Origin of the sequence: Actinomadura sp. 3N407, assembly GCF_052245875.1 — a bacterium.
Taxonomy (GTDB): Bacteria; Actinomycetota; Actinomycetes; order Streptosporangiales; family Streptosporangiaceae; genus Spirillospora.
Map to the genome: position 1 here is coordinate 136202 of NZ_JBQQBP010000010.1, position 26261 is coordinate 162462.

At 71.8% G+C, this 26261-nt stretch carries 22 protein-coding genes; 16 read left to right on the forward strand and 6 right to left on the reverse strand.

The annotated features are described in order from the left end of the window. The first annotated feature begins 40 nt into the window (after nucleotides 1–40). From ACTWPP_RS25140 to ACTWPP_RS25170, 7 genes are all read left to right on the forward strand, one after another. Nucleotides 41–949, forward strand: coding sequence for a Zn-ribbon domain-containing OB-fold protein (locus tag ACTWPP_RS25140; protein ID WP_443106803.1), 909 nt, complete (start codon nucleotides 41–43; stop codon nucleotides 947–949). Beyond that, entirely contained in the window at nucleotides 949–1995 is a 1047-nt protein-coding gene (locus ACTWPP_RS25145) for a thiolase domain-containing protein (RefSeq protein WP_443106804.1), read from the forward strand. The genes ACTWPP_RS25140 and ACTWPP_RS25145 overlap by 1 nt, the downstream gene beginning before the upstream one ends. Next, nucleotides 1992–3149, forward strand: a complete 1158-nt coding sequence (locus ACTWPP_RS25150) for a thiolase domain-containing protein (RefSeq protein ID WP_443106805.1) — start codon at nucleotides 1992–1994, stop codon at nucleotides 3147–3149. The genes ACTWPP_RS25145 and ACTWPP_RS25150 overlap by 4 nt, the downstream gene beginning before the upstream one ends. A 146-nt stretch (nucleotides 3150–3295) precedes the next feature. After that, a complete protein-coding gene (locus ACTWPP_RS25155) occupies nucleotides 3296–4882 on the forward strand; it encodes an acyl-CoA synthetase (protein WP_443106806.1) in 1587 nt (528 codons plus the stop codon). A gap of 285 nt (nucleotides 4883–5167) precedes the next feature. After that, on the forward strand, nucleotides 5168–5647 hold the full coding sequence (locus ACTWPP_RS25160) for a MarR family winged helix-turn-helix transcriptional regulator (protein WP_443106807.1): 480 nt from the start codon (nucleotides 5168–5170) through the stop codon (nucleotides 5645–5647). 367 nt (nucleotides 5648–6014) lie between these two features. Continuing rightward, the gene (locus ACTWPP_RS25165; RefSeq protein ID WP_443106808.1) at nucleotides 6015–6386 is read left to right on the forward strand and encodes a DoxX family protein; all 372 of its coding nucleotides are present in this window, start codon (nucleotides 6015–6017) and stop codon (nucleotides 6384–6386) included. Nucleotides 6387–6465: 79 nt separating this feature from the next. Next, entirely contained in the window at nucleotides 6466–8073 is a 1608-nt protein-coding gene (locus tag ACTWPP_RS25170; protein WP_443106809.1) for a serine/threonine-protein kinase, read from the forward strand. 97 nt (nucleotides 8074–8170) lie between these two features. Here the strand turns inward: ACTWPP_RS25170 and ACTWPP_RS25175 are convergent, their stop codons facing one another. Beyond that, nucleotides 8171–9361 (reverse strand): lipid-transfer protein, encoded by a 1191-nt coding sequence (locus ACTWPP_RS25175; protein ID WP_443106810.1) that lies wholly within the window; start codon nucleotides 9359–9361, stop codon nucleotides 8171–8173. Further along, complete coding sequence (locus tag ACTWPP_RS25180) at nucleotides 9358–9807, reverse strand: Zn-ribbon domain-containing OB-fold protein (RefSeq protein ID WP_443106811.1); 450 nt, start codon at nucleotides 9805–9807, stop codon at nucleotides 9358–9360. Before ACTWPP_RS25180 ends, ACTWPP_RS25175 begins: the two co-directional genes overlap by 4 nt. A gap of 224 nt (nucleotides 9808–10031) precedes the next feature. On the opposite strand from ACTWPP_RS25180, the gene ACTWPP_RS25185 reads away from it, so the two are divergent. From ACTWPP_RS25185 to ACTWPP_RS25195, 3 genes are all read left to right on the forward strand, one after another. Then, entirely contained in the window at nucleotides 10032–10799 is a 768-nt protein-coding gene (locus ACTWPP_RS25185; protein WP_443106812.1) for an SDR family oxidoreductase, read from the forward strand. A gap of 10 nt (nucleotides 10800–10809) precedes the next feature. Beyond that, on the forward strand, nucleotides 10810–11859 hold the full coding sequence (locus ACTWPP_RS25190; protein WP_443106813.1) for an LLM class F420-dependent oxidoreductase: 1050 nt from the start codon (nucleotides 10810–10812) through the stop codon (nucleotides 11857–11859). Between the two features lie 94 nt (nucleotides 11860–11953). Further along, complete coding sequence (locus ACTWPP_RS25195) at nucleotides 11954–12253, forward strand: Fe-S cluster assembly protein HesB (protein WP_131971707.1); 300 nt, start codon at nucleotides 11954–11956, stop codon at nucleotides 12251–12253. 70 nt (nucleotides 12254–12323) lie between these two features. Here the strand turns inward: ACTWPP_RS25195 and ACTWPP_RS25200 are convergent, their stop codons facing one another. The 3 genes from ACTWPP_RS25200 to ACTWPP_RS25210 are packed head-to-tail and all read right to left on the reverse strand — an operon-like array spanning nucleotide 12324 to nucleotide 14771. After that, nucleotides 12324–12524 carry a hypothetical protein gene (locus tag ACTWPP_RS25200; protein WP_443106814.1) on the reverse strand — a complete coding sequence of 67 codons (201 nt, stop codon included), beginning with the start codon at nucleotides 12522–12524 and terminating at the stop codon, nucleotides 12324–12326. Nucleotides 12525–12546: 22 nt separating this feature from the next. After that, a complete protein-coding gene (locus ACTWPP_RS25205) occupies nucleotides 12547–13707 on the reverse strand; it encodes a hypothetical protein (RefSeq protein ID WP_443106815.1) in 1161 nt (386 codons plus the stop codon). Next, a complete protein-coding gene (locus ACTWPP_RS25210; RefSeq protein WP_443106816.1) occupies nucleotides 13704–14771 on the reverse strand; it encodes a phosphotransferase family protein in 1068 nt (355 codons plus the stop codon). The genes ACTWPP_RS25205 and ACTWPP_RS25210 overlap by 4 nt, the downstream gene beginning before the upstream one ends. Before the next feature lie 132 nt (nucleotides 14772–14903). Between ACTWPP_RS25210 and ACTWPP_RS25215 the strand changes: the two genes are divergently transcribed. From ACTWPP_RS25215 to ACTWPP_RS25240, 6 genes are all read left to right on the forward strand, one after another. Beyond that, nucleotides 14904–15554 (forward strand): MBL fold metallo-hydrolase, encoded by a 651-nt coding sequence (locus tag ACTWPP_RS25215; protein WP_443106817.1) that lies wholly within the window; start codon nucleotides 14904–14906, stop codon nucleotides 15552–15554. Next, nucleotides 15551–16228 (forward strand): HAD family hydrolase, encoded by a 678-nt coding sequence (locus ACTWPP_RS25220; RefSeq protein WP_443106818.1) that lies wholly within the window; start codon nucleotides 15551–15553, stop codon nucleotides 16226–16228. Before ACTWPP_RS25215 ends, ACTWPP_RS25220 begins: the two co-directional genes overlap by 4 nt. A 182-nt stretch (nucleotides 16229–16410) precedes the next feature. Continuing rightward, the gene (locus ACTWPP_RS25225; RefSeq protein WP_443106819.1) at nucleotides 16411–16614 is read left to right on the forward strand and encodes a PspC domain-containing protein; all 204 of its coding nucleotides are present in this window, start codon (nucleotides 16411–16413) and stop codon (nucleotides 16612–16614) included. Nucleotides 16615–16773: 159 nt separating this feature from the next. Continuing rightward, nucleotides 16774–20982, forward strand: coding sequence for a hypothetical protein (locus tag ACTWPP_RS25230; RefSeq protein ID WP_443106820.1), 4209 nt, complete (start codon nucleotides 16774–16776; stop codon nucleotides 20980–20982). 72 nt (nucleotides 20983–21054) lie between these two features. Further along, entirely contained in the window at nucleotides 21055–22146 is a 1092-nt protein-coding gene (locus ACTWPP_RS25235) for a winged helix DNA-binding domain-containing protein (RefSeq protein ID WP_443106821.1), read from the forward strand. A gap of 150 nt (nucleotides 22147–22296) precedes the next feature. Beyond that, on the forward strand, nucleotides 22297–22797 hold the full coding sequence (locus ACTWPP_RS25240; protein ID WP_443106822.1) for a hypothetical protein: 501 nt from the start codon (nucleotides 22297–22299) through the stop codon (nucleotides 22795–22797). Here the strand turns inward: ACTWPP_RS25240 and lysX are convergent. Continuing rightward, nucleotides 22794–26234, reverse strand: a complete 3441-nt coding sequence (gene lysX / locus ACTWPP_RS25245) for a bifunctional lysylphosphatidylglycerol synthetase/lysine--tRNA ligase LysX (protein WP_443106823.1) — start codon at nucleotides 26232–26234, stop codon at nucleotides 22794–22796. The two genes, ACTWPP_RS25240 and lysX, sit on opposite strands and share 4 nt — an antisense overlap. Nucleotides 26235–26261 lie beyond the last annotated feature (27 nt).

Consider the following 26261-nt stretch of genomic DNA (forward strand, 5'->3'; position numbering starts at 1 on the left):
CACGGGCCCGTCTGACACGGGCCCGTCCGAGCCGAACCACGTGCTGGAGTTCCCCGGCGGGTACACGCGCTCGGTGGGGCCCGTCATCGGGAGGTTCCTCAGCGACCTGCGCGACGGCCGGCTCGTCGGCGTCCGCACGGCGGAGGGCAGGGTGCTCGTCCCGCCGTCGGAGTACGACCCCGACACCGGCGAGGACGTGACCGACGAGTTCGTCGAGGTCGGCCCGGTCGGGACGGTCACGACATGGTCGTGGGTGCCGCGCCCGGCGAAGGAGCATCCACTGGACCGCCCGTTCGCGTGGGCGCTGATCCGGCCGGACGGCGCCGACACCGCGATCCTGCACGCGCTCGACCTCGGCATCTTCGAGGAGGGCGCGGAGCCGCCGAAGTTCCTCAAGACCGGGATGCGCGTCCGGCCCAAGTGGCGCACGGAGCGCACCGGCGGGATCGGCGACATCGAGTGCTTCCTCCCCGAGGTCACGGCGATCAACGCGCCGACGCGGCTGGAGTACTCGCTGAAGGGCGGTCAGGCGCTCGGCCGGTTCCTGGAGGGCATCTCGCAGGGCAGGATCCTCGGGCACCGGTGCCCGGTGTGCGAGCAGGTCATCGTCCCGATGAAGGGCCTGTGCCCGCGCGACGGCGTCCCCACCACCGAGGAGGTGGAGCTGCCCGACACCGGCACCGTCACCACCTTCGCCGTCAACAACATCCCCGACCCGCGCGCCCCCGAGGTGCCGTTCGTGTCGGGCTACGTGCTGCTGGACGGCGCCGGGCTGACGATGCTCACGCTCGTCGCGGGCGTCCCGGCGGACCAGGTCCGGATGGGCATGCGGGTCAAGGCGGCGTGGCGTCCCCGCGAGGAGTGGGAACGGTCGATGGGCAACATCAAGTGGTTCGAGCCCCTCGACGAGCCCGACGTCCCCTACGAAGAGATCAAGGACTTCATGTGATGCGCGAGATCGCGGTGGTCGCCTTCACGCAGAGCCATCACTCCGGTGAGGACCAGGGGCTGGCCGAGATCGAGATGCTCGCGCCCGTCATCACCGGCATCAAGGAGAAGACGGGGCTGAAGCAGTTCGGATTCACCTGCTCCGGGTCGTGCGACTACCTCGCGGGCGCGCCGTTCTCGTTCGTGTCGGCGCTGGACGCGGTGGGCGCGTGGCCGCCGATCTCCGAGAGCCACGTCGAGATGGACGCCGCATGGGCGCTGTACGAGGCGTGGGTGAAGCTGCTGCACGGCGAGATCGACACGGCGCTCGTGTACGGGTTCGGCAAGTCGTCGCAGGGGGTCCTGCGCACGATCCTCACCCAGCAGCTCGACCCGTACCATCTGGCGCCGCTCGGCATCGACCAGGTGTCGCTGGCCGCGCTTCAGGCCCGCGCCTACATGGAGCGGTCGGGCGCCAAGGAGGACGATCTGCGCGCCGTCGCGGCACGGTCCCGGGCGTCCGGACGGGACAACCCGTTCGCGCTGCACCTGCCGGAGCCGGAGGACCCCGCCGCCGGAAACGGCTACGACGTGGCTCCGCTGCACCCGTACGACGTCGCGCCCATCACCGACGGCGCGGCGGCGATCGTCCTCGCGTCCGGGGCCAAGGCGCGGGAGCTGTGCGAGCGTCCCGCGTGGATCACGGGGATCGACCACCGCACCGAGGCGCACGCGCCGGGCGTCCGCGACCTGACCCGCTCGGAAGCGACGCGTATCGCCGGGGAGAAGGCGGGCGCGGCCGGCGTCGAGGTCGCGGAGCTGCACGCGCAGTTCAGCCATGAGGAGCTCATCCTGCGCGAGGCCCTCGGCCTGGGCGACGACGTGACGGTCAACCCGTCCGGCGGCGCGCTGTCGGCCAACCCCGTGATGGCGGCGGGCCTGATCCGGATCGGCGAGGCGGCCGCCCGCATCCACGACGGGACGGCGTCCAGGGCCCTCGCCCACGCCTCGTCCGGGCCCTGCCTCCAGCAGAACCTCGTCTGCGTGCTGTCGGGAGAGAGCGAATGAGTAACCCGTGTGCGGTCATCGGCGTCGGGCAGACGGCGTACAGGACCAAGAGGCTGGACGTGTCGATGGCGGGGCTGCTGCGTGAGGCGGCCCGGCGGGCGCTCGACGACGCCGACCTGACCTGGAAGGACATCGACGCCGTCGTCGTCGGCAAGGCCCCCGACCTGTTCGAGGGCGTGATCATGCCGGAGACGTTCCTGGCGGACGCGCTCGGCGCCAAGGGCAAGCCCATCATGCGCGTGCACACGGCCGGCTCGGTCGGCGGGTCGACGGCGAATGTCGCGGCTAGCCTGATCCAGGCCGGCGTGCACGAGCGCGTCCTAACGGTGGCGTGGGAGAAGCAGTCGGAGTCGAACGCGACGTGGGCGCTGACCGTGAACTCCCCGTTCACGACGTCGCTGGTCGTGGGCGCGGGCGGGTACTTCGCCCCGCACATCCGCGCCTACATGCGGCGGTCGGGCGCCCCCGACCACATCGGGATGCTCGTCGCGGTCAAGGACCGGGAGAACGCGCTGCGCAACCAGTACGCGCACCTGAAGATCCCGGGCATCTCGCGGGAGATGGTCGAGTCGACGCCGATGCTGTGGGAGCCGATCCGCTACCTGGAGACGTGCCCGTCGTCGGACGGGGCGTGCGCGATGGTGCTGGCGTCAGAGGAAGCAGCGCGGCGGGCACCGAACCCGCCCGCGTGGGTGCACGGCACGTCGATGCGGTCGGAGCCGATGATGTTCGCCGGGCGCGACACCGTGAGCCCGCAGGGCGGCAAGGACGCGGCGGCGGACGTGTACCGGCAGGCCGGGATCAGCGATCCGCGCCGCGAATTGGACTGCGCCGAGGTGTACGTCCCGTTCTCCTGGTACGAGCCGATGTGGCTGGAGAACCTCGGGTTCTGCGGCGAGGGCGAGGGCTGGAAGCTCACCGAGGCCGGGGCGACGGCGATGGACGGTGACATTCCCTGGAACCCGTCCGGCGGCGTGCTGTCGTCCAACCCGATCGGCGCGTCCGGGATGATCCGGTTCGCCGAGGCGGCGCTGCAGGTGCGCGGGCAGGCCGGCGACCACCAGGTGGACGGTGCGCGGCGCGCGCTGGGCCACGCCTACGGAGGCGGTGCCCAGTTCTTCGCCATGTGGATAGTCGGCAGCGACAAACCCTGATTCTCTTAGTGCACTGGGGTGAGCCCAAGACCCCATACAGAAACCCTGGGGACGTCCCAGACCCCAGACCCCGGCCGTAGTCGTTGGCGCGAACACCCCTTCTGTTCCACTGGGGGGCGACCCCCAGACCCCGAAAGGGACGTCTGATGGAGTACAACCACGCTGATCTGTTCGAGGGAGTCGCGGACGCGATCGGGGAGCGGGTCGCCCTGGTGTGCGGCGACCAGCGTCTCACCTACGCCGAGATGGACGAGCACGCGAACCGCCTCGCGCACCATCTGGCGGACGCGGGCGTCCAACCCGGCCAGCATGTCGCCGTCCAGCTCTACAACGGCATCGAGTACGCGGCCGCGCTGCTGGCCGTGCTGAAGATCCGGGCCGTGCCCATCAACGTCAACTACCGATATGTGGAGAACGAGCTCCGCTACATCTACCGGGATTCCGACAGCGTCGCGCTTCTGTACGACGTCGAGTTCGAGGACCGCGTCGCCGCGACCGCCCCGGAGGCGCCCGACCTGAAGCACCTCATCGCGGTGGGCGGCACGCCGTCCATCCCGGGTGCGGTCGCCTACGACGAGGCGTTGCGGGACGCGGACGGAACGCGAGGCTTCCCGGCACGTTCCCCCGACGACCTCTACATCATCTACACGGGCGGGACGACGGGGATGCCGAAGGGCGTCATGTGGACGACCGAGCACATGCTGCTCGCGTTCTGGAACCCGTCGCTCCCCCCTCCGACGAAGCCGGAGGACGTCGTCGAGAACGCGCGGAACGGCGGCCCTCTGGTGATGATGCCGGTCGCGCCGCTGATGCACGGCGCCGCGCAGATGGCCACGTGGATCGCCTGGTTCATGGGCGCGACGCTCGTGTACACGCGCAAGTTCGACGCGGCCGAGGTGTGGCGGACGATCGAGCGGGAGAAGGTCAACTCGCTGACGGTCACCGGCGACGCCATGGCGATCCCGATGGCGGAGGAATTGGCGCGCGGCGGCTATGACACGTCGTCGCTGTTCGCGTTCGTGTCCACGGGCGCGATCTTCACCGGGACCGTTCGCGACCGCATCCAGGAACTCCTGCCGAACACGATGACCCTGGACCGGTTCGGTTCGACGGAGTCGGGCTCGACGGCCGAGGCGGTGGCCGGGTCGACGCCGGAGAAGGGGCTGCGGTTCGCGCCGGACGTGGAGAACGTCACCGTCCTGGACGACGCGCTCCAGCCGGTCAAGCCGGGGTCGGGCGTCATCGGGCAGGTCGCCAGGACGGGCTACATCGCGCGGGGCTACTACAACGACCCGGAGAAGACGGCGAAGACGTTCCCCGTCGTGGACGGGCGGCGCTGGCTGCTCACCGGCGACATCGCCACCGTGGAGGAGGACGGGGCGATCGCCGTGTACGGGCGGGGGTCGCAGGCCATCAACACCGGTGGCGAGAAGGTGTTCCCGGAGGAGGTCGAGGCCGTCCTGAAGGGCCATCCGGCCGTGTACGACGCGGTGGTGACGGGCATCCCGGACGAGCGGTGGGGCAACCGCGTCGCGGCGGTGATCCAGCCGGCCGGCGGTGGCGAGCCGCCCGCGACCGAGGGCTTGGACGCGCACTGCCGCAAGCAGTTGTCGGGCTACAAGGTGCCGCGCGTCTACGCGTTCGTGGACGAGATGAAGCGTTCCCCGGCGGGTAAGGCCGACTACCGGTGGGCGAAGCAGATCGCCGAGGACGCCGAGGAGGCCCGCGGGTAGCGGCGTCCGAGGATGTGGAGTGCCCCGGGGTGATGTGGATGCCCCGGGGTGAGGTCGGCCCCGAACCTTCGTGGGATTCGGGGCCGGGAGCGGACCTCTGTTAGTGGCCCTAATAAAATGATCCTAGAGGCCGCCCCGGGATACTTTGATCATCCAGGATGTCGCCTTCGCCACACCCGACCGCCCTCCCGCCGCGCCCTCGCGCACCGGACCCACTAGAATCTCCTGTAAAGAGTCACTCTTGAACTGAGCCTCTCTGTCAGGGAGAAAAAGGGAAGGTGGGGCGTGACGACTCCGGAGCGGGAGCGGATGGCGGGTGAACTGCAGATGGCGATGCAGCGCAGCACGATGTTCACGGTGCTGCTGCACCACGCCACCGCGAGCAAGGCGGGTATGAACGTCACCGACGCGCAGTGCGTGAACGCCCTGTCGCTCGACGGGCCGCAGACCCCCGGACGGCTCGCCCAGTTGATGGGCATCACGACCGGCGGCGCCATCACCGCCGTGATCGACAGGCTGGAGAAGGCGGGATACGTCCGGCGCACCCGGGACCCCGACGACCGCCGGCGCGTGATCGTCGAACTCGTCGAGGAGAACGTCGCGGAGTTCGCCCGGTACTTCGAGCCGATCAGGCGTCTCTTCCGTGATCGTCTCGACGGCTACACCGACGAGCAGGTCGCCTTGCTGCTGGACTGGATCCGCCGCAACAACGAGGCGATGCCCCAGATCATCGAGGAGGTCAGAAGACTCCCCGATCCTCTCTGACCCCGTCCATCCGCCCCGTCCATCCGCCCCGTCCATCCGCCCCGTCCATCCGCCCCGTCCATCCGCCCCGACCGGTCCGTTTGGTGCGGCGGCCCCGAACCGGCTCCGGGGCTGCCCCCGCCAGTCCCGGAGCCGGTGTCGGGGCCGGGTCCAGGAACGGCCGCGGCGGTCCCCCCGGCCGCGGCGACCGTCCCTGGAGCTCGTCCGAACGTCATGGCGACGTTCGCGTGACAACTGACACGTGACCGCTACGCCGCAGGTCACACACCCTTCGGACGGTGACTTCGGTCACATCTCGCCATTTCGGGCACGCCTCTTCCCCTCGCCACTATTGGACCCATCGTCTGATCTGTAAGACTCTCCGGGAATGACCGACTCGTCGCGCGCGTCCCGCCGTCTCGCCACGCTCATGGCGGGCATGGGAGCCCTGCACATGATCGTCCCCAGGCCGTTCGACGCGATCGTCCCCGAGCGGCTCCCGGGCCGGCCGCGGACCTGGACGCACCTCAGCGGCGCCGCCGAACTGGCCTGCGCCGCCGCCGTCGCTTACCCGCGCACCCGCAAGGTGGGCGCGCTCGCGACGGCGGGCCTGATGGCGGCGGTCTTCCCCGCCAACATCAAGATGGCGCGCGACTGGCGCAACAAGCCGCTGCCGATGCGCGCCGCCGCCTATGGCCGGCTCCCGTTCCAGGCACCCCTCATCGCCTGGGCCCTCCACGTCGCCCGCGAGTCCGACTGAGAGCCGCCCATCGCCTCACACCGGGGCGCCCGCGATGAGATCATGCGCGGCATGAACGTACGACCGGACGGCCGCTGACATGGAGCCGCTGCGTCCCGAGGACCCCGCCGAGATCGGCGGGTACCCGCTGGTCGCCCGCATCGGCGCGGGCGGCATGGGCCAGGTGTATCTGGGGCTCACCGGCGGTGGCCGGCATATCGCCCTCAAGGTGATCCGCGAGGACTTCGAGGGCCCGCAGGCGCTGGCCCGCTTCCGCCGCGAGGTCGCCACCGTCGAACGGGTGCGCAGCCGGTTCGCCGCCGCGATGGTCGGCGCCGGGCTGGACGCGCCGCCGTACTGGCTGGCGACCGAGTACGTTCCCGGGCCGACGCTCCGCCAGGCCGTCGCCGAGCACGGGCCGCTGCCGGCGGACACCTGCCTGCGGCTGCTCACCGCCCTGGCCCAGGGGCTGCTGGAGATTCACGGGCAGGGCGTCCAGCACCGCGACCTCAAGCCCGGCAACGTGATCCTCGCCCCGGACGGGCCCCGCCTGATCGACTTCGGCATCGCCCGCGGCGAGGGCCAGACGCAGATCACCCGGACCGGCGCGTGGAACGGCACCCCCGGGTACGTCGCGCCCGAGGTCGTCCGCGAGCAGGAGCCCGTCCCCGCGTCGGACGTGTTCTCGCTCGCCGGCACCATCGCCTACGCCGCCACGGGACGCCCGCCGTTCGGCGGCGGCCGCATCGAGGCCATCATCCACCGCACCCTCGACGGTGAGATCGACCTCGACGGGGCCGACCCGCGCGTCACTGAACTCGTCCGGCTCTGTGCCGAGAAGGAGCCCGGTTCCCGGATTGCGCTGGAGCGGCTGCTGGAGATGGCCGGGTCCCCGGCCGCCATCGCCGCCGACCCCGGCTACCAGCGGCTTGCCGGCGCCCCGCGTCCGGTACCCGTAAGCCTCGCGGACGCCGCCGCGTCCGGCCTCCTCCCGTCCGAGCGCACCGGGACGAACCCGCTGCGCGGGACGAGCCTGCGGTCGCGCGCCGCCGTCATCGCGGCGGGCGCCGGGGTCGTCGCCGTCGTCCTCGGCGGGGCCTTCGTCGCGCGGACCGTCCTGAACGGTGACGACGGCCAGAGCGGCGCGAACGCCGCCCGGAACGGGCAGGGGGCGAGCGGCGGGACGGGCGCCCCCACGACATCGGCGGGTTCGCCCGCCGGGCGGACTCCCCGGGCAGACGGCCGCCCGCCGGACCAGATCCTGGTGAAGCAGCCCACCGCGGACTTCCGCGCCATGGAGTTCTCCCGGAAGGACCTCACCTGCCTGCCCGCGATCAGTCCCGAGGACGAGGCTCTCTCCGGCCAGTTGCAGGTCTCGGCGCCGCGCCGGCCGCACACGGAGGAGACCGTCGAGTTCGGCATGCGCTTCAAGTACAAGAGTCCGTCCAACTACTACGTGGCCGCCCAGGTCCGCCCGCCGGGGCCGCATGGCAGCGCGGGACCTGGATGGGTCCACAGCAAGCCGTATCTGTATCCGGCAGGCAGCGCCGGGCTGGACCTCACCTTCCCGGACGACTTCGTGTGGGAGGGATCGGGCGGCGGGACGGGCCCGATGCAGAGGAAGGGCGTCTGGACGATCGTCTGGCTGCACGTCCACGCCAACGGCGACGCCTATTACATCGGCTGCGACGGCTTCACGGTCGCGTAGTCACCGGACGCCGTCGCACGGCTCCCCGACGGCGTTGTGGCTACCGGACGGCGTTGTGGCTACCGGACGGCGTTGTGGCTACCGGACGGCGTTGTGGCTACCGGACGGCGATGACGGCCGAGCCGTGGCCGAAGAGGCCCTGGTTCACCGCGATGCCCGCTCGCGCGTCCTCGACCTGGCGGCCCTCGGCCCGGCCGCGCAGCTGCCAGGTCAGCTCGCACACCTGCGCGATCGCCTGCGCCGGGATCGCCTCGCCGAAGCTCGCGAGCCCGCCGCTCGGGTTGACGGGGACGCGGCCGCCGAGCGTGGTGGCGCCGGACCGCAGCAGCTCCTCGGCGCCGCCCGGCTCGCACAGGCCGATGTCCTCGTACCAGTCCAGTTCAAGGGCCGTGGACAGGTCGTACACCTCGGCGAGCGACAGGTCGTCCGGCCCGATCCCGGCCTCCTCGTAGGCCGCGTGCGTCATGGCGGCGCGGAACGGGCGCTCTGGTTCCGGTGCCGTCATCGCCGAGTCCGTCGCGAAGTCGGGCAGGTCCAGGACGGTCTTGGGGAACGTCGGCGTCACCGTGGACAGCCCGGGGATGCGCACGGGATCGGTGATGCCGTGCCGCCGCGCGAAGTCCATCGACGTCAGCACCAGGGCCGCGCCGCCGTCGCTGGTGGCGCAGATGTCCAGGAGCCGCAGCGGGTCGGCGACCACGGCGGATTCGCGGACGTCCTCCAGGGTCACCTCCTTGCGGTACCGGGCGTTCGGGTTCGTCAGCCCGTGCCGCGCGTTCTTCACCTTCACGGCGGCGAAGTCGTCCAGCGTCGCGCCGTGCATCGCCATGCGGCGGCGGGCGTACAGCGCGAAGTAGATCGGGTTGGTGGCGCCGAGCAGCCGGAACCGCAGCCAGTCGGGGTCGTCCGGCCGGTCACCGCCGACGGGCTTGAAGAACCCCTTCGGTGCGGCGTCGGCGCCCACGACCAGCGCCACGTCGCACAGGCCCGCGAGGATCTGCGCGCGCGCCGAGCTGATGGCCTGTGCCCCGGAAGCACACGCCGCGTACGAGCTGGACACCCGCGCGCCCGACCAGCCGAGCGCCTGCGCGAACGTCGCACCGGCGATGAACCCCGGATACCCGTTCCGGATAGTGTCCGCGCCCGCCACGTACTGGACGTCCGGCCACGTGATTCCCGCGTCGGCCAGCGCGGCGCGTGCCGCCGCCAGTCCGTACTCGACGAAGTTGCGTCCCCACTTACCCCACGGATGCATCCCCGCGCCCAGCACGGCAATATCGCGCGTCATTTGACGGGCCTCCACATCCAGACGGTGTATTCGGCTTCGTCGTCCTCGTAGAGGGTGCCTTCGGTCAGCTCGACCTCCATGCCGACGGCGAGGTCGTCGACGGTGTGGCCGGGGGTGACCTGCCCCAGGACGACCATGCGTTCGGCTTCGAGTTCGACGGCGGCGACGGCGTAGGGGACGAAGGGGTCGGGGGAGACGTACGGGGGCGGCGGTTTGTAGCGGGAGTCCGCGTAGGACCAGATGCGGCCGCGTCCGGAGAGGGCGTAGGGCTCCAGCTCGGAGCCGTCCTTCGGTCCCGTGCAGCCGGGGTTGCGGCAGGCCAGCTCGTTGCGCGGGAAGTACGGCGTTCCGCAGGACGCGCAGCGGGTGCCCAGCAGCCGGACGTCGCCGCCCTCGGTGGTGTACCAGCCCTCGATCGCCGGACGACGTTCCTTGGTCGTGGTCACGCGGCTCCTTCCCTCATGCAGCACCCCCTCACGCAGCACCGCCCTCATGCAGCACCCGACGCAGCGTAACAACCAAGCGATCGCTCGATCCCGGCATGTCCGGTGAGCGGGACGAATCGTCCCCCAGGGTAGGTAACTGACTCGTCAGTCACTTCCGGTACAGTGAACCGAGTCGGATTCTGCCGAGGCTGCCCACAGGGTGCGGACACGTAGGGAGAGCGCGGATGCGGACAGGACTTCAGGGGAAGACGGCCCTGGTCACCGGGGCTTCCCGGGGAATCGGAAAGGCGATCGCCACCGCGTTCGCCGCCGAGGGCGCCAACGTCGTGCTCTCCTCGCGCAAGCAGGAGGCGCTGGACGAGGTCGCCAAGGAGATCGGCAAGGCGTACCCGGACGCCGGCGTCCTCGCCAAGGCCGCGCACGTGGGCCACGCCGACGAGGCCGCCGCCTGCGTGGACGCCGCCGTCGCCGAGTTCGGCGGCCTGGACATCCTGGTCAACAACGCCGGGACCAACCCCTACTACGGGCCGATGGCCGACATCGAGCCCGCCGCCGCCGCGAAGACCGTCGAGGTCAACCAGTTCGCCATCGTCCAGTGGACCCAGCTCGCGCTGCGGGCGTCCCTGGCCGAGCGCGGCGGCGCCGTCATCAACATCGCGTCCGTCGGCGGGATGATGACCGAGCACGGCATCGGGTACTACAACGCCACCAAGGCCGCCGTCATCCACCTCAGCCGGCAGTTCGCGATGGAGCTGGCGCCGAAGGTCCGCGTCAACTGCATCGCGCCGGGCCTGGTCAAGACCCACCTCGCCCGCGCCCTGTGGGAGCCCAACGAGGCGGAGATCAGCAAGCACATGCCGCTCGGCCGCCTCGGCGAACCCGAGGACATCGCGAACGCGGCGGTGTTCCTCGCCGGCGACGCGTCGTCCTGGATGACCGGGCAGACCATGGTCATCGACGGCGGCGCCACCGTCCGCGCCTCGATCGCCTGAGGAGGCCGGCATGTCAACCACGAGCAAGCCGAGCACGGGCCAGTCGAGCACAGGCCAGTCGAGCACGGGCAAGCCGAGCACGGGCAAGCCGAGCACGGGCCAGTCACGCTGGGGACTGACCATTCCGCTGACCGGGCTTCCTCTGGCCGAGCACCGCGAGATCGTCGAGGGGCTGTCCGCGCTCGGGTACACCGACGCCTGGTCCGCCGAGACGAACGGCACCGACGCGTTCACCCCGCTGGCGCTCGCCTCGCAGTGGGACCCCGGGCTGCGCCTGGGCCCCGCGATCGTGCCGGTCTACACGCGCGGCCCCGCGCTGCTCGCACAGCAGGCCGCGACGCTCGCGGGCCTCGCGCCCGGACGGTTCGTACTGGGCATCGGCACCTCGTCCGACACGATCGTGGAGCGCTGGAACGGCATCCCGTTCGAGGAGCCGTACAAGCGCACCCGCGACACGCTGCGCTTCCTCCGCAAGGCCCTCGCGGGGGAGAAGGTGAAGGAGGAGTACGACACCTTCGCCGTCAAGGGCTTCAAGCTGGACAACGCGCCCGCGACCCCGCCGCCCGTGGTCCTCGCCGCGCTGCGCCCCGGCATGCTGCGGCTCGCCGCCCGCGAGGCCGACGGCGCGATCACCAACTGGCTCGCCCCCGAGGACGTCGGGACGGTGCGCGGCGAGATCGGCGACGACCTCGAGCTCATCGCGCGGCTGTTCGTCTGCCCGACCGACGACGCCGAGGAGGCCCGCGCGATCGGCCGCTGGATGATCGCCGCGTACATGACGGTCCCCGTCTACCGGGCGTTCCACGAGTGGCTCGGACGCGGTGAGGCGCTGCGCCCGATGAACGAGGCGTGGGCGGCCGGCGACCGGAAGAAGGCCCTGGAGGTCATCCCGGACGAGGTCGTCGACGACCTGATCGTGCACGGGTCCCCGGAACGGTGCCGCGCCCGCGTCCGCGAGTACGTGGACAGCGGCCTCACCACGCCCGTGCTGGCCATCGTCCCGGGAGGCGGCCTCTCCCAGCCCGAGGCCGTCCGCGCCCTCGCGCCGACCGCCGGCTGACACCGCGCGGTCACGTTTCGAGGTTTACCGCCGTGAGGATCGGGGAGGGTGGGGCAGATCCGATCCGAAAAGATAGAGACGTGAGGAGCTGATCGTGCTCACGCTGACCAGCGGTGCCGTCCAGGTCATACGTACTGTGACCGCGAACCCGGAGCTTCCGCCCGAGACCGGCATCCGCATCGAGTCCGGGCTCGACGGCTCGGACGCCCTGCGGCTCTCGGTCGCCCCGGCCCCCGAGGCCGGCGACCAGGTCGTCGAGGAGGAGGGCGCCAAGGTGTACCTGGAGCCCAGCGTCGCCGAGATGCTGGACGACAAGACTTTGGACGCCCAGGTCGACCCGCAGGGCGATGTGGCGTTCACCATCGCGGAGGGGTCCGAGGGAACCCCGGCCTAGACCCTGCCGGCCAACCCACCCCGAGCCGAGCTTGCGAAGCCGGGGCACCGATCCGGTCGGCGCCCCGGCTTCAGCTCATCGCCATGACCACGGCCACCACCGCGAACGCGAACGCCGCGGTGGTGAGGATCATGAAGGCGGCGATCACGGCGCAGGCCAGGCCGCGCGGCTGATCGCGCCAGTTTCCGTAGCGGTCGCGCACCTGCCGGTCCAGTTCTTCCCGGGACGGCCGTTCCTCGCTCGGGGGGTCGGGCGGGGGCGGGGTCGTCACGGTCGCCAGTCTGGCAGATCGATCACTCGGGAAAGGACGGGTGAGGGCCGAGCGCCCAGTACTCGTAGAGGCCGTATCCGGTCGTGACGGCCGTGGGCTGTGCGCCGTTCAGGTACTCGTACCGGCCGACCGCGTCGACGATGCCCCACATGCGGGCGGCGTCGTCGGGTTTGCGGATGTCGTAGGTGACGCCCTGAACCTTGAGGTCGGGGCCCTGGTACATGCCGTGCTTCCAGTCGGGTTCCAGGCCGTAGCCGGTGCCGACCATCAGGTGGACGGGCAGGATCGGCGTGGCGCGGATCTCGAACGGCTCGCCTCCCGGCGGCGCGAACCGGAGCGTGGCGGTGACCACGTCGCGGGTCCCCTCGGCGTAGACCGGGAGGTACTCGGGGCGGCCGAGGAACTCGGGTTCGCGGTCGGGCCAGACCCGGGTGGCCTCTTCCAGGATGCGGCGTCCGTTCTCGTCTTCCTGGACGATGCAGAGGATCGAGTGGTCCTCGAACTGCATCGGCGTGTACAGCCAGTAGAACGTGCCCGCGTTCTTGACCTGGATGCCGGGCGGTTCCGGCTCGCCCACAGGACGGATGCCCCAGGAGCGGTCCCGGGAGCCCCACCAGTGGTCGGGCGTGACCTCGATGGTTTCGCCGTCGATCGTGATGGTGCCCGTCCAGCGGCCGGTCTGCGCGAGGCGCCGCGAGTCGAACACGACCCTTTCCTGCCAGCGCAGGTAGTGCGGAGGCTCCAGCGTGGCGGGGATCGCCCCCTCCCAGACGAGGTCGAACGAGAGGCCGTGCTCGCTGAGGTTGTGCTCGCTGGTGTCGGGGCCGTTTCCGTTGGGTCCGTTCTCGTTGGGTCCGTTCTCGTCGAGGACGACCCTGAGCCGCTTCAGCCCTTCCAGCACCTCCACGCGGAACGGGCCGACCGTGGTGTCCATGCGGTCGGCGCCCAGTTCCCGGGACGCCCGGACGACCTTGTGCACCGGCCCGCGCCGCACGACCGCGAACGCGTCCATCACCCCGAGGTTCGGGTACTGCCCGATCCCGATGATCATCATCATCTCGTCCGAGCAGGGGTGGACGTTGAAGTAGTAGCGGTCGTAGAAGTTGCGGTCGGACGTCGTGACGTGCCGCATCACCTCGGGCGCCTGGTGGATCGGGTAGTCGTCGAGCGGAGAGAGCGTCACCGGTCTCCTTCCATGATGCGGGCGAGCAGCTGCGTGCAGTTGTTGTCGTGCGGGAAGTCCGCGGTCTCGTCGATCCAGCCGAAGTCGATCATCGCCTGCCCGATCCGGGCCATGATCACCGAGAATTTGAAGCCGGACAGGATCTCGTAGTACGCCATGTTCCGCATCGGGCGCCCGAGCAGCTCCTCGTAGCGGGCGACCGTCTCGGCGTAGGAGGGGAAGCCGTCCAGCCGCGCCGCGCCCACGCCCTCGCAGTGGTGGCGGTCGAGGAACATGAACCAGGCGAGGTCCTCCTCGGGTGCGCCGAGCACCGCCGTCTCCCAGTCGAGGACGGCCGCCGGCACGCCCGCCTGGAAGATCACGTTGCCGATGCGCGCGTCGCCCCACAGCGCGACGGGGTCGCCGGGCTCGTCGGGCCGGTTGGCCTTCAGCCACTCCAGGGCCTTCAGCGCCGTCTCCTGCGGGCCCTTGTAGGCCCAGTGCAGGTAGTGCTCGTAGTAGTTGAGCCGCTGGTCGAGGCCGGGGGCGCCCCAGGCCGGCTGGTCCAGGAACCCGAGGCCGAGCTCGCCGACGTCCAGCCGGTGCAGGTCCGCGAGGATCTCCAGCGTGGACCACCACATCGCGGCCCGCTCGGCCGGCGGGGCCTCGGTCACCCAGCCGTCCATGTGGTACGGCGGCATATCGGTCGGGACGCGGCCGTCGACGCGTCCCATCACGAAGAACGCGGCGCCCAGCACGTCCCCGGACGGCTCGTACCAGCGGATCGGCGGCACCGGGATGCCGGTGCGCTCGTCCAGGATCCGCATCAGCCGGTACTGCTCCTCGAACCGCGGCTCGGGGAAGATCTGGTAGTTCACCGGGGCGACCCGCGCGACGAACGGCTCCCGGCGCGGGGTGCCGTCGCCGCCGGTCCACTCGGCGTCGAACATCAGTGTCTCGTTGGAGAAGCCGCTGGTCTGCGGGGTCTCCAGATGGGGGATCCGGACGCCGGGCAGATGCCCGCCGAGCCAGTCCGTCAGGCTCCGCCTGGTGACCTCGGAGTCGCGTTGGTCGGGAACGGGCATTGCGCCGCCTCCTTGCACCGGTTCGCGCTCCGAATCAGAGCCCCGAATTAGAACGTGTTCTATCAACGGCCACGGGCCCGGTCAATGGGGTCGGCCCTCCGGCGCCGGAAACCGGCGTGGGAAAATCGCCTGATGCGTCTCACCAAGCTCGGACACGCCTGCGTCCAGATCACCAAGGACGACCGGACCGTCGTCATCGACCCCGGCACGTTCAGCGGGGCCTCCGGTGCCCTCGCCGCCGCCGACGCCGTGCTGATCACCCACGAGCACTTCGACCACTTCGACGCCGACGCCCTGCGCGCCGCGATGGCAGAGCGGCCCTCCCTGGAGGTGTGGACGTCCCGCGTCGTCGCCGAGAACCTCGCCGACCTCGGCGGACGCGTCCACCAGGTCGGCCACGGCGACGCCGTCACGGTCGCGGGCTTCGACGTCCACGTCTACGGCGAGGACCACGAGATCATGCACCCCGACCTGCCGCCGATCCCGAACGTCGGGTTCATGCTGGACGGCGAGGTCTTCCACCCGGGCGACGCGCTGACCGTCCCGTCCGAGCCCGTCCCGACGCTGTGCCTTCCCGGCAACGCCCCCTGGATGAAGGCCGTCGACCTGTACGAATACACGCGGGCCGTCAACCCGGGACGCGCCTACGCCATCCACGACGGCCTGCTCAACGACATCGGCCTCGACGTCATGAACCGTGTCCTCACCGGCGCCGCGAAGGAACTCGGCAAGGAGTTCACCCGCCTCGCCCCCGGCGCCTCAGCGGACCTGGCCCGCCCGTGACCGAGAGGCTCCAGACCCCCCGCCCCGTCCAGGCCGTCTTCTTCGACATCGGCGAGACGCTGATCAACGAGGGGGAGATCTACGGGCGCTGGGCCGACTGGCTGGGCGTGCCGAGGCACACGTTCCTCACCAAGCTCGGCGCGGTGCTCGCGACGGGCGGCACCCACATGGACGTCTTCGAGTACTTCCGCCCGGGGTTCGACCTGGCGGAGGAACAGCGGGGCCGCCTGGAGGCGGGCGTCCCCAACGGCTTCGGGCCGGACGACCTGTACCCGGACGCGCGCGCCTGCCTGTCCGGCCTCCGCGGCCAGGGCCTCTACGTCGGGATCGCGGGCAACCAGCCGGTGGAGGCGGCCGAGCAGATGGCGGCGCTCGGGCTGGACGCGGACGTCGTCGGGATCTCCGACGTGTGGGGCGTCCAGAAACCGTCGCACGAGTTCTTCGAACGCTGCGCCCAGATCGCGGAGGTGCTGCCCGACCGGGTCCTGTACGTGGGGGACCGCATCGACAACGACGTCCGGCCCGCGCTGGCGTTCGGTATGCAGGCGGCGTTCCTGCGGCGCGGCCCCTGGGGGCACATCCAGCAGGACCCCGAGGCCCTGCGCGGCTGCCTGTTCGTCCTGGACGACCTCGCCGCCCTCCCCAAGCTCGTCGCCGACCACAACGCCACCTGACGGCTCGGCGGCGAAGGCCCCGCCCAAGGCCCCTAGGGGGCATCCCCTAATCCCGCGGTAGGGGACGTGAACAGGTCTGACGGCTGATGTGGGGACACCCGCCCGGTTCGTAGCGTGGGGGATGTGGCCGCGAAAACCCGCGACCACGTTCACCGCTCGACGAATCGGGGAGAGAAGAACACATGAACGGTCTCTATCGTCCGCGCAACGGTCGGATGATCGCGGGTGTCTGCGCCGGGCTCGCGCACCGGTTCGGGATGTCGCCCGGGACCGTCCGGCTGCTGTTCGTGCTGTCGTGCCTGCTGCCCGGCCCGCAGTTCGTCGTCTACCTCGTCCTCTGGGTGATGATGCCGAACGAGGACCGCTACATGGCGAGCACCCGCTGATGCAAGATCATCGATTGCGCTTGGCCGGGCCCGCCCAGAGGTGTTAGATCGTGGCACCACCATCGGACTTTTTCATCCGGCCGAGCGTCAGGCTCCGCCCGTGCGCGCGGCCGAGGATGTGAGAGGTTCGTTCCCCCTGTGGGAAGGGAAGGAGCCGCGGTGGCTGAGGAGGGCCCGGGCCCCGGCGGGTTTCCGGGTGGGGGGACGACCCCCCGCACCCCCCGGGAACCGCCCCGGGGCGCGGACGAGTCCGCGCGCGAGTCCGAACACGCGGCGCGGCTGCTGCGGTTCCTGCGCGATCTCGCGCGGGCCCGCCGGCGCCCGTCCCGTGACCTGTCCGCGCACGACCACGTCCACTGGCTGTCCGAACTGCCCGGCGACGTCTACGTGGAGACCGACGCGGGGCCCGGCGACGTCCTGTTCAGCGTCCCCGTCATCCCGCTGACGCCCCCGGTCGTGCTGGACGAGTTCGACGGCTGGCTCGGACTCCGCAACTGGTACCGGATTCTCCGCGACCTCGCCGGGCAGGAGGTGGTGCTCGCGACCGGCCTGCTCGCCTGGCGCCCGGCCGTCCACGACCATCTGCTGAACACGCCCGTGCGCATCGTCGTCGACGACCGCACCGACCGCATCGACGTCGTCCTCGCCGGCCACACGAGCCTGCGCGACAGGGAACTGCTGTCCGGCCATCCCGGCTACCGGCCCGCGGACTGGGTGTCGGACGCCGTGCACGCCGGGCAGGGCTTCGGGCTCAACACCTCGGTCGGCGACGTGCTGCGCAAATGGTGTTCCGTCGCGCTGAACGTCCCCGCCGACTACCGCGAGGACTGGGCACCGGACGCCGACACCGCCTCGCCCGTCCCGCGGCTGCGGCTCGCGCCCGCCCTGGTCGTCCGCCCGCCGGGCCGCCGCGCCGTCGCCGACTACCACGCCCGGCTGCTCGACCTCCTGTCCGGCGGCGTCCCCGAAGGGCTCGCGCGGCTCGTGTCGCCGTCCACGAAGACGCAGGTCATGCACATCCCGGAGCGTGCACCCGAAACCGTCCCGGACCTGCTCGCCGGCCTGCTCACCCGCGGCCACCGCGTACTGGTCGCCACGTCCGGCGCCACCGCGTCGGCCGCGCTCCGCGCGGCGCTCCCGCCCGGCCTCGCCGGCCTCACGGTCGCCGACCCGGCCGTCGCGGGCGCCGCGGCGAACGACATCCTCGCCCGCACCGGCGCCCCCGACGTGGACGCGCTGGCCGACCAGGAGAAGACCGCCGCCCGGGACGTCACCGAGATCGGCGAACGCCTCCGTGCCGGCGCCGACCGGGAATCGGACGCGCCGCGCGAGTGGCTGCGCGCCGAAGCGCCCGACCTGGCATGGATGCCGGTCCGCCCCGAGATGCCGCCGGGCCCGCCGATCTCCCGGTCCGAGGCCGCCGAACTCGTCGTCCTCCTCGCGGAGGAGACCACCGAACGCAAGGCCCGCACCGCGCAGCGCGACGTCGACCCCGGCGCGCTGCCCAGCGCCGCCTACGTCCGCACCCTGATCGAGGCGGAGACGGCGGCGGCCGAACGCGCCGAGCGGTCCAAGACCGACCTGTCCCGCCGCCTGCGCGACACCGACGTCACCTTCCTCGCCCGCCTCGACGGCAACGCCTCCGTCGTCGCAGCCGCACTCCGCGACCTCGGCCTGGACGGCGACCCGGGCGGCTGGAACCCCGCCGACCTCGCCGCCCAGGCGTTCGGCGACGCCCTCGCCGACCGGCGTCCGCTCATCTGGTCACGGGTCGCCGAGATGACCGCACGGGCCCAGTGGGCGGAAGGCGCCCTGGCGGAGATCGGCGGCCACGCCATCGAACTCCCCGCCGACGCTGACCTGCGCGGCCTCGCCGCGTCCGCCCAGGACCTGCGCGCCCACCTCGCCGGCGGCGGCACCCTCAAACGCGGACCGCTGCGCTCCTCCGCCCAGCGCCAGGCCGAGCCACTCCTCACCAACGTGAAGGTCGACGGCGTCGCCCCCACCACACCGGAGCTGCTCGACCTCGTCCACACCGACCTCATGGTCCGGATCACCTGCCGCGAGCTGCAGTACGTGTGGGAGGCCGCCGGCATCTCCTTCCCGGCCGACCTGCCACCCGCCGAACGCGTCGCCCGGTTCGTCCGCGCCCACGCCCGCCTCGCCCGCATCCGCGACGCCATGGCCGCCGTGAACGAGACCAGGCAGCTTCTCGACCGCTCCGGCCTCGCCATCCCCCTCGCCCACCCCCAGCAGTGGCACGGCTACGTGACCGCCCTCCGCAACGCCCTGGAGGGCCTCGGGGTCAGCAGGGCCGCCGCCGACCTCGACGCCCTCCGCGACTCGATCGGCCCCGTCGACGGCGACGATCCGCCCGAACTCCGGTCGGCCCTGGACGCCATCGACGCCCGCGACGCCGCCGCCTACGGCCGCGCCCTCGGCGCCCTCGCCGAGGCCCGGCACGAACGGTCCCGCCAGATCCGCTGCGAGGAACTCCTCGCCCGCGTCCGCGCCGTCCACCCCGACCTCGCCAACCTCATGATCGCCACCGATGGCGACGAGGTCTGGCAGACCCGCACCCCGCGCTGGGACGAGGCCTGGGCCGTGGCCCGCAACGCGGCCCGGCAGACCGTCCCCGCCGAGGACCGCCTCCGCACGGCCCTGGCCGAGGCCGAGGAACGCCTCCGGGCCGTCCGCGCCGACCTCACCGCCGCCCGCGCCCGGGCCGCCGCCCTCGCCGCCGTCCCCGCGTCTCCCGCCGACCCGTCCGAGGTCGTCCCCGCCTGGATCCTCCCGCTCTGGCGCATCCCCGAGACGCTCCCGCCCACCCCCGGCTCCTTCGACGTCGTCATCGTGGACGGCGAACACGAGGCCGGCGCCGAAGCGCTCTTCCTCCTCTGGTTCGCTCCCAGGATCATCCTCGTGGGCCCACCGGGCCCGGACCTGCCACCACTGGAGGGTCCGCCCCCGTCCACCCTCCTGCCACGCCACCTCCACGGCGCGATAACACCCACGGCCGCCCTCTTCACCGCCCTCACAACCGAATCCCCGGCAGCCGAAGAACCCATGGCAGCCGAGGAACCCTCAGCGACCGAGGCACCCCGGCCGGCCGAGGCGCCCCGACCGGCCGAAGGACCTCCAGCGTCGGAGGTCCCGCCCACGGCCGCGAAATCCACACGTCCCGCCGACACCACCCCGGATCCGGGGATCCCCACGTCCGGCTCGAACGTCCCGCCCCAGCGGCTGGACGCACGAGGCCGGGGCCCGCGCGTCGGCGGCGGAGGCGCCGCACCGCCGGAGCCGACTGCGGCTCCGCCCGCACCGAGGCCCTCCAAGCCTGCTCCAAGCGTGCCGCCCGGCCGCCCGGGACCGGGCCCCGGCGCCGCGCCTCCCGGTCCCCCCACGCCATCTCGGCGGGACACCAGGCCAGTGGCGGGCTCGGGCGCCCCACCGCAGCGGCCGGACGCCCGCGACCACGATCCGCGTCCTCCCGAGCAAGACCCAGGCACCGCGCCCCCGGAGTCGGCGCCCCCGCCTCCGTCCTCGCCTCCGTCCTCGCCTCCGTCCTCGCCCCCGTCCTCGCCCCCGCCTCCGTCCCCGTCCTCGCCCCCGGCCCCGTACTCGGCCGGCCCCGCGCTGCCGCCTCGCCGGCTGGACGCTCCGCGCTGGAACGCGCGAGTTCCGAGCCAAGGCCCGACCGGCACGTCCCCGGAGCCGGAGCCGCCCGCCCGGCGTGGGGGCGGTCCCGCGACCGGCTCGGACGTTCCACCACGGCGGCCGGAGCACGACACCGGCCCGGGTGCCGCACCTCGTGAGCCGACCCCGCCCGCGTCGAATCCCCGGGTGCCGCCGCGGCGGCTGGACGCCCCAGGCCGCACCCCCCGCGGCGCCGGCCAGAGCGAACCGCAGCCACCCGCGCCCCCGGCCCCGCCTTCGGACATCCCGGCTCTCTGGGGTAAGCCGGGCGGCCGGCCGGGCACGGCGCCCCCAACGCCCCCAACGCCCCCGACGCACTCAAGGCCGCCAACGCCCTCACCGCCGCCAACGCCCTCACCGCCGCCGACGCCCCCAACATCGCCGACGCCGCCGACGCGCCCGACGCCGCCGGAGGCGCCGGAAGCGCGGCGGGCCGGCCCGGTGGCCGAGCCCACACAGGTCAGGCGCGGACAGTCGATCGTCAGTTACAAGCGTCCCGAACTGGTCGAGATAGTCGGACGCATAGCCGCACGCGAGCCGGATCTCTCGGACGAGCAGATCATCGAGCTGGTGACCCGCCTCCTCGGATGCCCGGCGGACGAGGCGCTCCTCGTCGGCGCCCGGCTCCGCTACGCCGTGGAGGCGTACCGGGAGCAGTCCGGCGACGCCTAGCCGAACATGGGAATGGATCATTCCGTTCTGGTACACTGGAACGGAACAGTTCGTTCTCTGGTTGGGATCGTGATGCGGATACTTGATCGCCGGACGCTGAACCGGGCGGCCCTGGAACGGCAGCTCCTCCTGAAACGCTCCCACATGCCCGCCCGCGACGCGGTCGCACGGCTCGTCGCGATCCAGGCCCAGGAAACCAACATGCCCTACTTGGGCCTGTGGACAAGGCTGGCCGGCTTCCGCCGCCAGGAGCTCACCGACCTCATGACCGACCGTTCCGTCGTGCGAGCGTCGATCCTCCGGGGCACGCAGCACATGGCGCTCGCCGAGGACTACCTGTGGCTCCGTCCCCTCGTCCGGGACAGCATCCTGCGCGGACGGCAGGCCGCGTTCGGGCGCGTCACCAAGGACTGGGACCTGGACGAGCTGGCCACCGAAGCCCGCAAGCTCCTGGACGGCCGGACCCTCACCCGCCCCCAGCTCGCCCGGAGCCTCGCCGAACTCTGGCCGGGCCGCGATCTGCAGGCCCTCGGCTGGTCCGTGCAGGCGCTGCTCCCCATCGTCCACCCGCCGCCCAGCGGCACCTGGAACACCGGCGGCGCCACCCCGTTCGCCCTGGCGGAGGACTGGATCGGCAAGCCCCTCCACGACACCGCGCCCGACCGCCTGATCCGCCGGTACCTGGCCGCGTTCGGGCCCGCCTCGGTCAAGGACTTCCAGATGTGGTCCGGCCTGCGCCGCATGGACGCCGCCTTCGCGGAACTCCGCTCGACCCTGGAGGTCTACAAGGACGAGAACGGCGTGGAACTCTTCGACCTCCCCGGCGCTCCCCTCCCGGAGGGCGACGTCCCCGCCCCGATCCGGTTCCTGCCCTTCTTCGACAACCTGATCCTCGCCTACGCCGACCGCACGCGCCTGATGACGGACGAGCACCGCAAGGTCGTGTGCGTGGGCGCGGTGACCAAGCCCACGCTTCTCATCGACGGGCGCGTCCACGGCATCTGGTCGTTCGAGCACGACAAGAAGGCTCAGCGCGCCGGCGTGACCATCGACCTGTTCGCCCCCCTGCCCGACGAGGGCGCCGTCGAAGAGGAAGCCGGGCGGCTCCTGCGATTCGCCGCCCCCGACGCGTCCCACACCGTCCGATCGGCCCTCCTGCCGTGATCTTGGCACCGGTAGGCCCCTTCCGCGCGCACGTCCCCAATGGTCCGGAACTGTCGGTCGTCCACGTCACGGGCCGGGGGCCAGATCGCGGGCGATCGGCTTCGCCGAAGTCGGTGTGCCGTGTCGGTGGATGTCTGTACAAATGTCTGCGTGACCGAATGGGGCGAGGACGCGCTGGCGAGTCTGCGCGCCGCCGTGCACCGTGGCGACGGGGCCGCTGGGTTCCGCATGCTCCGGGAGCGTCCGCTCGAACCGGTGCTTCAGTACGCCGGGGACGTCCTCGTCGCCGCGCTCGGCGAGCGGGTGCCCGGAGCGGAGGCGCTCGCCCGTGAGTGCGCGGAGCAGCTGGAACGCCGGGACCTCCCGGGAGACGCCGAGCTGGCCGACGAGATCGCCGGTGCGCTGGGGGCCCGCCCTGAGTCCGGGCTCATGGGGCTGTCCGTTGACCTGGGGGCCGTGGCGGCGGCCATGGACGACGGGCTCCACATCCTCGACGTCGAGCGAGGCGATGTCCTCCCCGTGGACGAGGGGGTGGACGGCGTCCCGATTCCGCCGTGCGCCCTGCCGGAGGGGGAGGACGCACGGCGGGGGGAGGCCCGGCGCTGGCTGGCCGGGCGGGGATTCCGGCCGGTTCCGCGAAGGATGCTCTAGGAGCCGGGGCGGACCAGCGGGAACGGGATCGTCTCGCGGATGCTGCGGCCGGTGAGAGCGATCATGAGGCGGTCGATGCCCATGCCCATGCCGCCCGCCGGGGGCATCGCGTACTCCAGGGCGCGCAGGAAGTCCTCGTCCAGCTCCATCGCCTCGGGGTCGCCGCCGGCGGCCTGGAGCGACTGCTCGGTGAGCCGCTTCCGCTGGAGGATCGGGTCGATCAGCTCGGAGTAGGCGGTGCCGAGTTCGAGGCCGAAGACGATGAGGTCCCATTTCTCGGCGAGGCGCGGGTCCGCGCGGTGCGGGCGGGTGAGCGGGGACGTCTCGGCCGGGTAGTCGCGGACGATGGTCGGCGCCGTCAGGCCCTCCTCGACCAGCGCCTCGAAGAGCTCCTGGACGATCTTGCCCTGGCCCCACTGCGGGTCGACGTTCAGGCCGTGGCGTTCGGCGTGCGTCCGGGCGGTGGAGACGGGCGTGTCGGGGGTGATCTCCTCGCCGAGCGCCTTGGAGACGGACTCGTAGACGGTGATCTCCTGCCATGGTTCTGCCAGGTCGTACTCCACGCCGTCGCGGACGATCACGGTGGTGCCGAGGGCGGCGCGGGCGGCGTCCACGACCAGGGAGCGGGTCAGGGCGGCCATCGTGTCGTAGTCGCCGTACGGCTCGTAAGCCTCCAGCATCGTGAACTCGGGGTTGTGCTTGGGGGAGACGCCCTCGTTGCGGAAGTTGCGGTTCAGTTCGAAGACGCGGCCGACGCCGCCGACCAGGAGGCGTTTCAAGTACAGCTCGGGTGCGATGCGCAGGTAGAGCTGCATGTTGTAGGCGTTCATGCGGGTGGTGAAAGGGCGGGCGGCGGCGCCGCCGTGGACGGGCTGCAGCATCGGCGTCTCGACTTCGAGGTAGCCGCGTTCGCGGAGGCCGTCGCGGACGGCGGCGACGGCGTCGCCGCGCATCCGGAGCATCCGGCGGGCCTCGTCGCTGACGATGAAGTCGACGTACCGCTGCCGGACGCGGGCCTCCGGATCGGACAGCCCGGAGCGCTTGTTCGGCAGCGGCCGCAGGCATTTGGCGGTGAGCCGCCACGAGGAGGCGAGCACCGACAGCTCACCGCGCCGGGACGTGACGACCTCGCCGTGCACGCCGACCTGGTCACCGAGGTCGATCAGCTTCTTCCAGTGGCGCAGGGACTCCTCGCCGAGCGCGTCGGCGGTCAGCATGACCTGCAGGTCGGCGGTCTCGTCCCGCAGGGTGACGAAGACGAGGCTGCCGTGTTCGCGGGCGAGGACGACGCGTCCCGCGATCGCCACGCGGCAGTCCGTGCGGGTGTCAGGGGCGAGACCGGGGAAGCGCGAGCGGATTCCGGCGGCGAAGTCGGTGCGTTCGCAGCCGAGCGCGTAGGGCTCCATCCCGGCGGCGCGGATCTGGTCGAGCTTGGCGTGCCTGACCCGCTCCTGCTCCGACAGCCGGCGCTGCGGCGCGCGGGCCACGTCGGCGGCCTCCTCGATCCGCTTGATGCTGTCGACGAGGTCGGCGGGCGGGACGATGGCGGCGGCACGGTCCAGCTTGGGACGGTTCAGGTTCGGCAGGAACCCCTCGGCGCGGGCGTAGGCGAGGCCCAGCCGGACGAGGTGACGGCTCTGCATGTAGCAGATGTAGCGGGGACGCCAGTGGGGCAGGTACTTGGCGTTGGACAGGTACAGCGATTCGAGCTGCCAGAACTTCGAAGCGAACGACAGGAACCTGTAGTACAGGCGCGCGACGGGCCCGGCGCCGATCTGGGAGCCGCGCGCGAACGCGGCGCGCAGCATCGCGAAGTTCAGCGAAAGCTGCTGCGCGCCGACCGCGGCGGCCTTCTCGGCGAGCTTGGCGACCATGTACTCGTTCAGCCCGTTCTCGGCGAGCCGGTCGCGGCGCATCAGGTCCAGCGACAGCCCGGCGCGTCCCCACGGGACGAAGCTGAGCAGCCCGCGCAGCTCACCGCCGGCGTCGAACGCCTCGACCATGACGCAGCGGCCGTCGGTCGGGTCGCCGAGGCGGCCGAGGGCCATGGAGAAGCCGCGTTCGGTGTCCTCGCCGCGCCACGCGTCGGCGCTGCGGATGAGCTTGGCCATCTCCCAGGCGGGGATCTGCGAGTGCCGCCGGATCCGCACCGAGTACCCGGCCCGCTCGACGCGCCGGACCGCCTGCCGGACCTGCCGCATCTCGCGTCCGTCCAGGTTGAAGTCGGTGAGGTCGATGACGGCCTCGTCGCCGAGTTCCAGCGCGTCGAACCCGTGCCGGCGGTAGATGTGCGCGCCGCGCTCGCCGACGCTGACGGCGCCGGGGATCCAGGCGTGTGCGCGGCACTCCTCCAGCCACCTCTCGATCGCCTGATCCCACGATTCGGGGTCGCCGAGCGGGTCGCCGCTGGCCAGGGAGACCGACCCTTCCACCCGGTAGGCGATCGCCGCCTTACCGTTCGGTGCGACCATGACGTCCTTGTCGCGGCGCAGCGCGAAGTAGCCGAGGGAGTCCTGGTCGCCGTACTCGGCGAGCAGTGCGCGCGCCGCCAGCTCCTCCTGGGGGCTCAGGACGGGGTCCTGGCGGCCCGGCCGGAACATCGCCCAGAACGTGACGATCAGCAGCCCGGTCCCGAGGACCCACAGGATCGCGTCGACCCAGAACGGCACGTGGACGTCGATCGGCTTGCCCGTCACGCGTGGCCCGAGGACGGTCTGGGAGATCGCGTAGAGCGGCTGCGTCCAGAAGGCGCCGCTGTGGTCCCGGTCGGTGACGGTGACGAGGAGCGTGCCGATTCCGCAGGTCACGATCAGGAGGCCGGTGAAGACCAGGCTGGCGAGCCGGCGGTTGGCGCGGTCGGGCAGCGTGGTGAACTGGCTGCGCGCGCTGATCAGCAGGACGAGGACGGCGAGGTAGACCGCGGCGGTGACGATCAGCCCGACCGGGGTGCCCTTGTTCGGGTTGAGGATGGTCGTCAGGACGGCGGTGACGCCGAGCGCGGTCGGCAGACAGAAGATCATGAGGAGGATCCGCCAGGCGGCCTTCTTGCGCCGCCGGATCCCCATCGACAGCAGGATCCAGACGAGGCCGATGGGCACGCTCGGGAACCAGCCGAGATACCCGATCCAGCGCAGTGCCCAGATATCGGCTATCTCGAGGATGAGACCATAGGAGACCCAGGCGAGTAGCGACAGGATCCCGGAGAGACGGGTGTACCAGAAGAAGATCGTCGGCGCGGACTGGATCAGCCGCCCCCATTCGCCCCGCAGGCCGCCCCCGCCCTGTGGGTCCCTCCCCGCCGCCGTCCCCCGGTCGCCGCGCGGTGCGGTCCCGTCGTTGGTTGCGGGATGCTTCGTGGCGGAGTCAGTCGTAGCGGGGTCAGTCGTAGCGGGGTCGTGTGTAGCGGAGTCATTAGTAGCGGATGTCACGTCCACCATGCTTCCGTCCGTGCTTCCGTCCGTGCG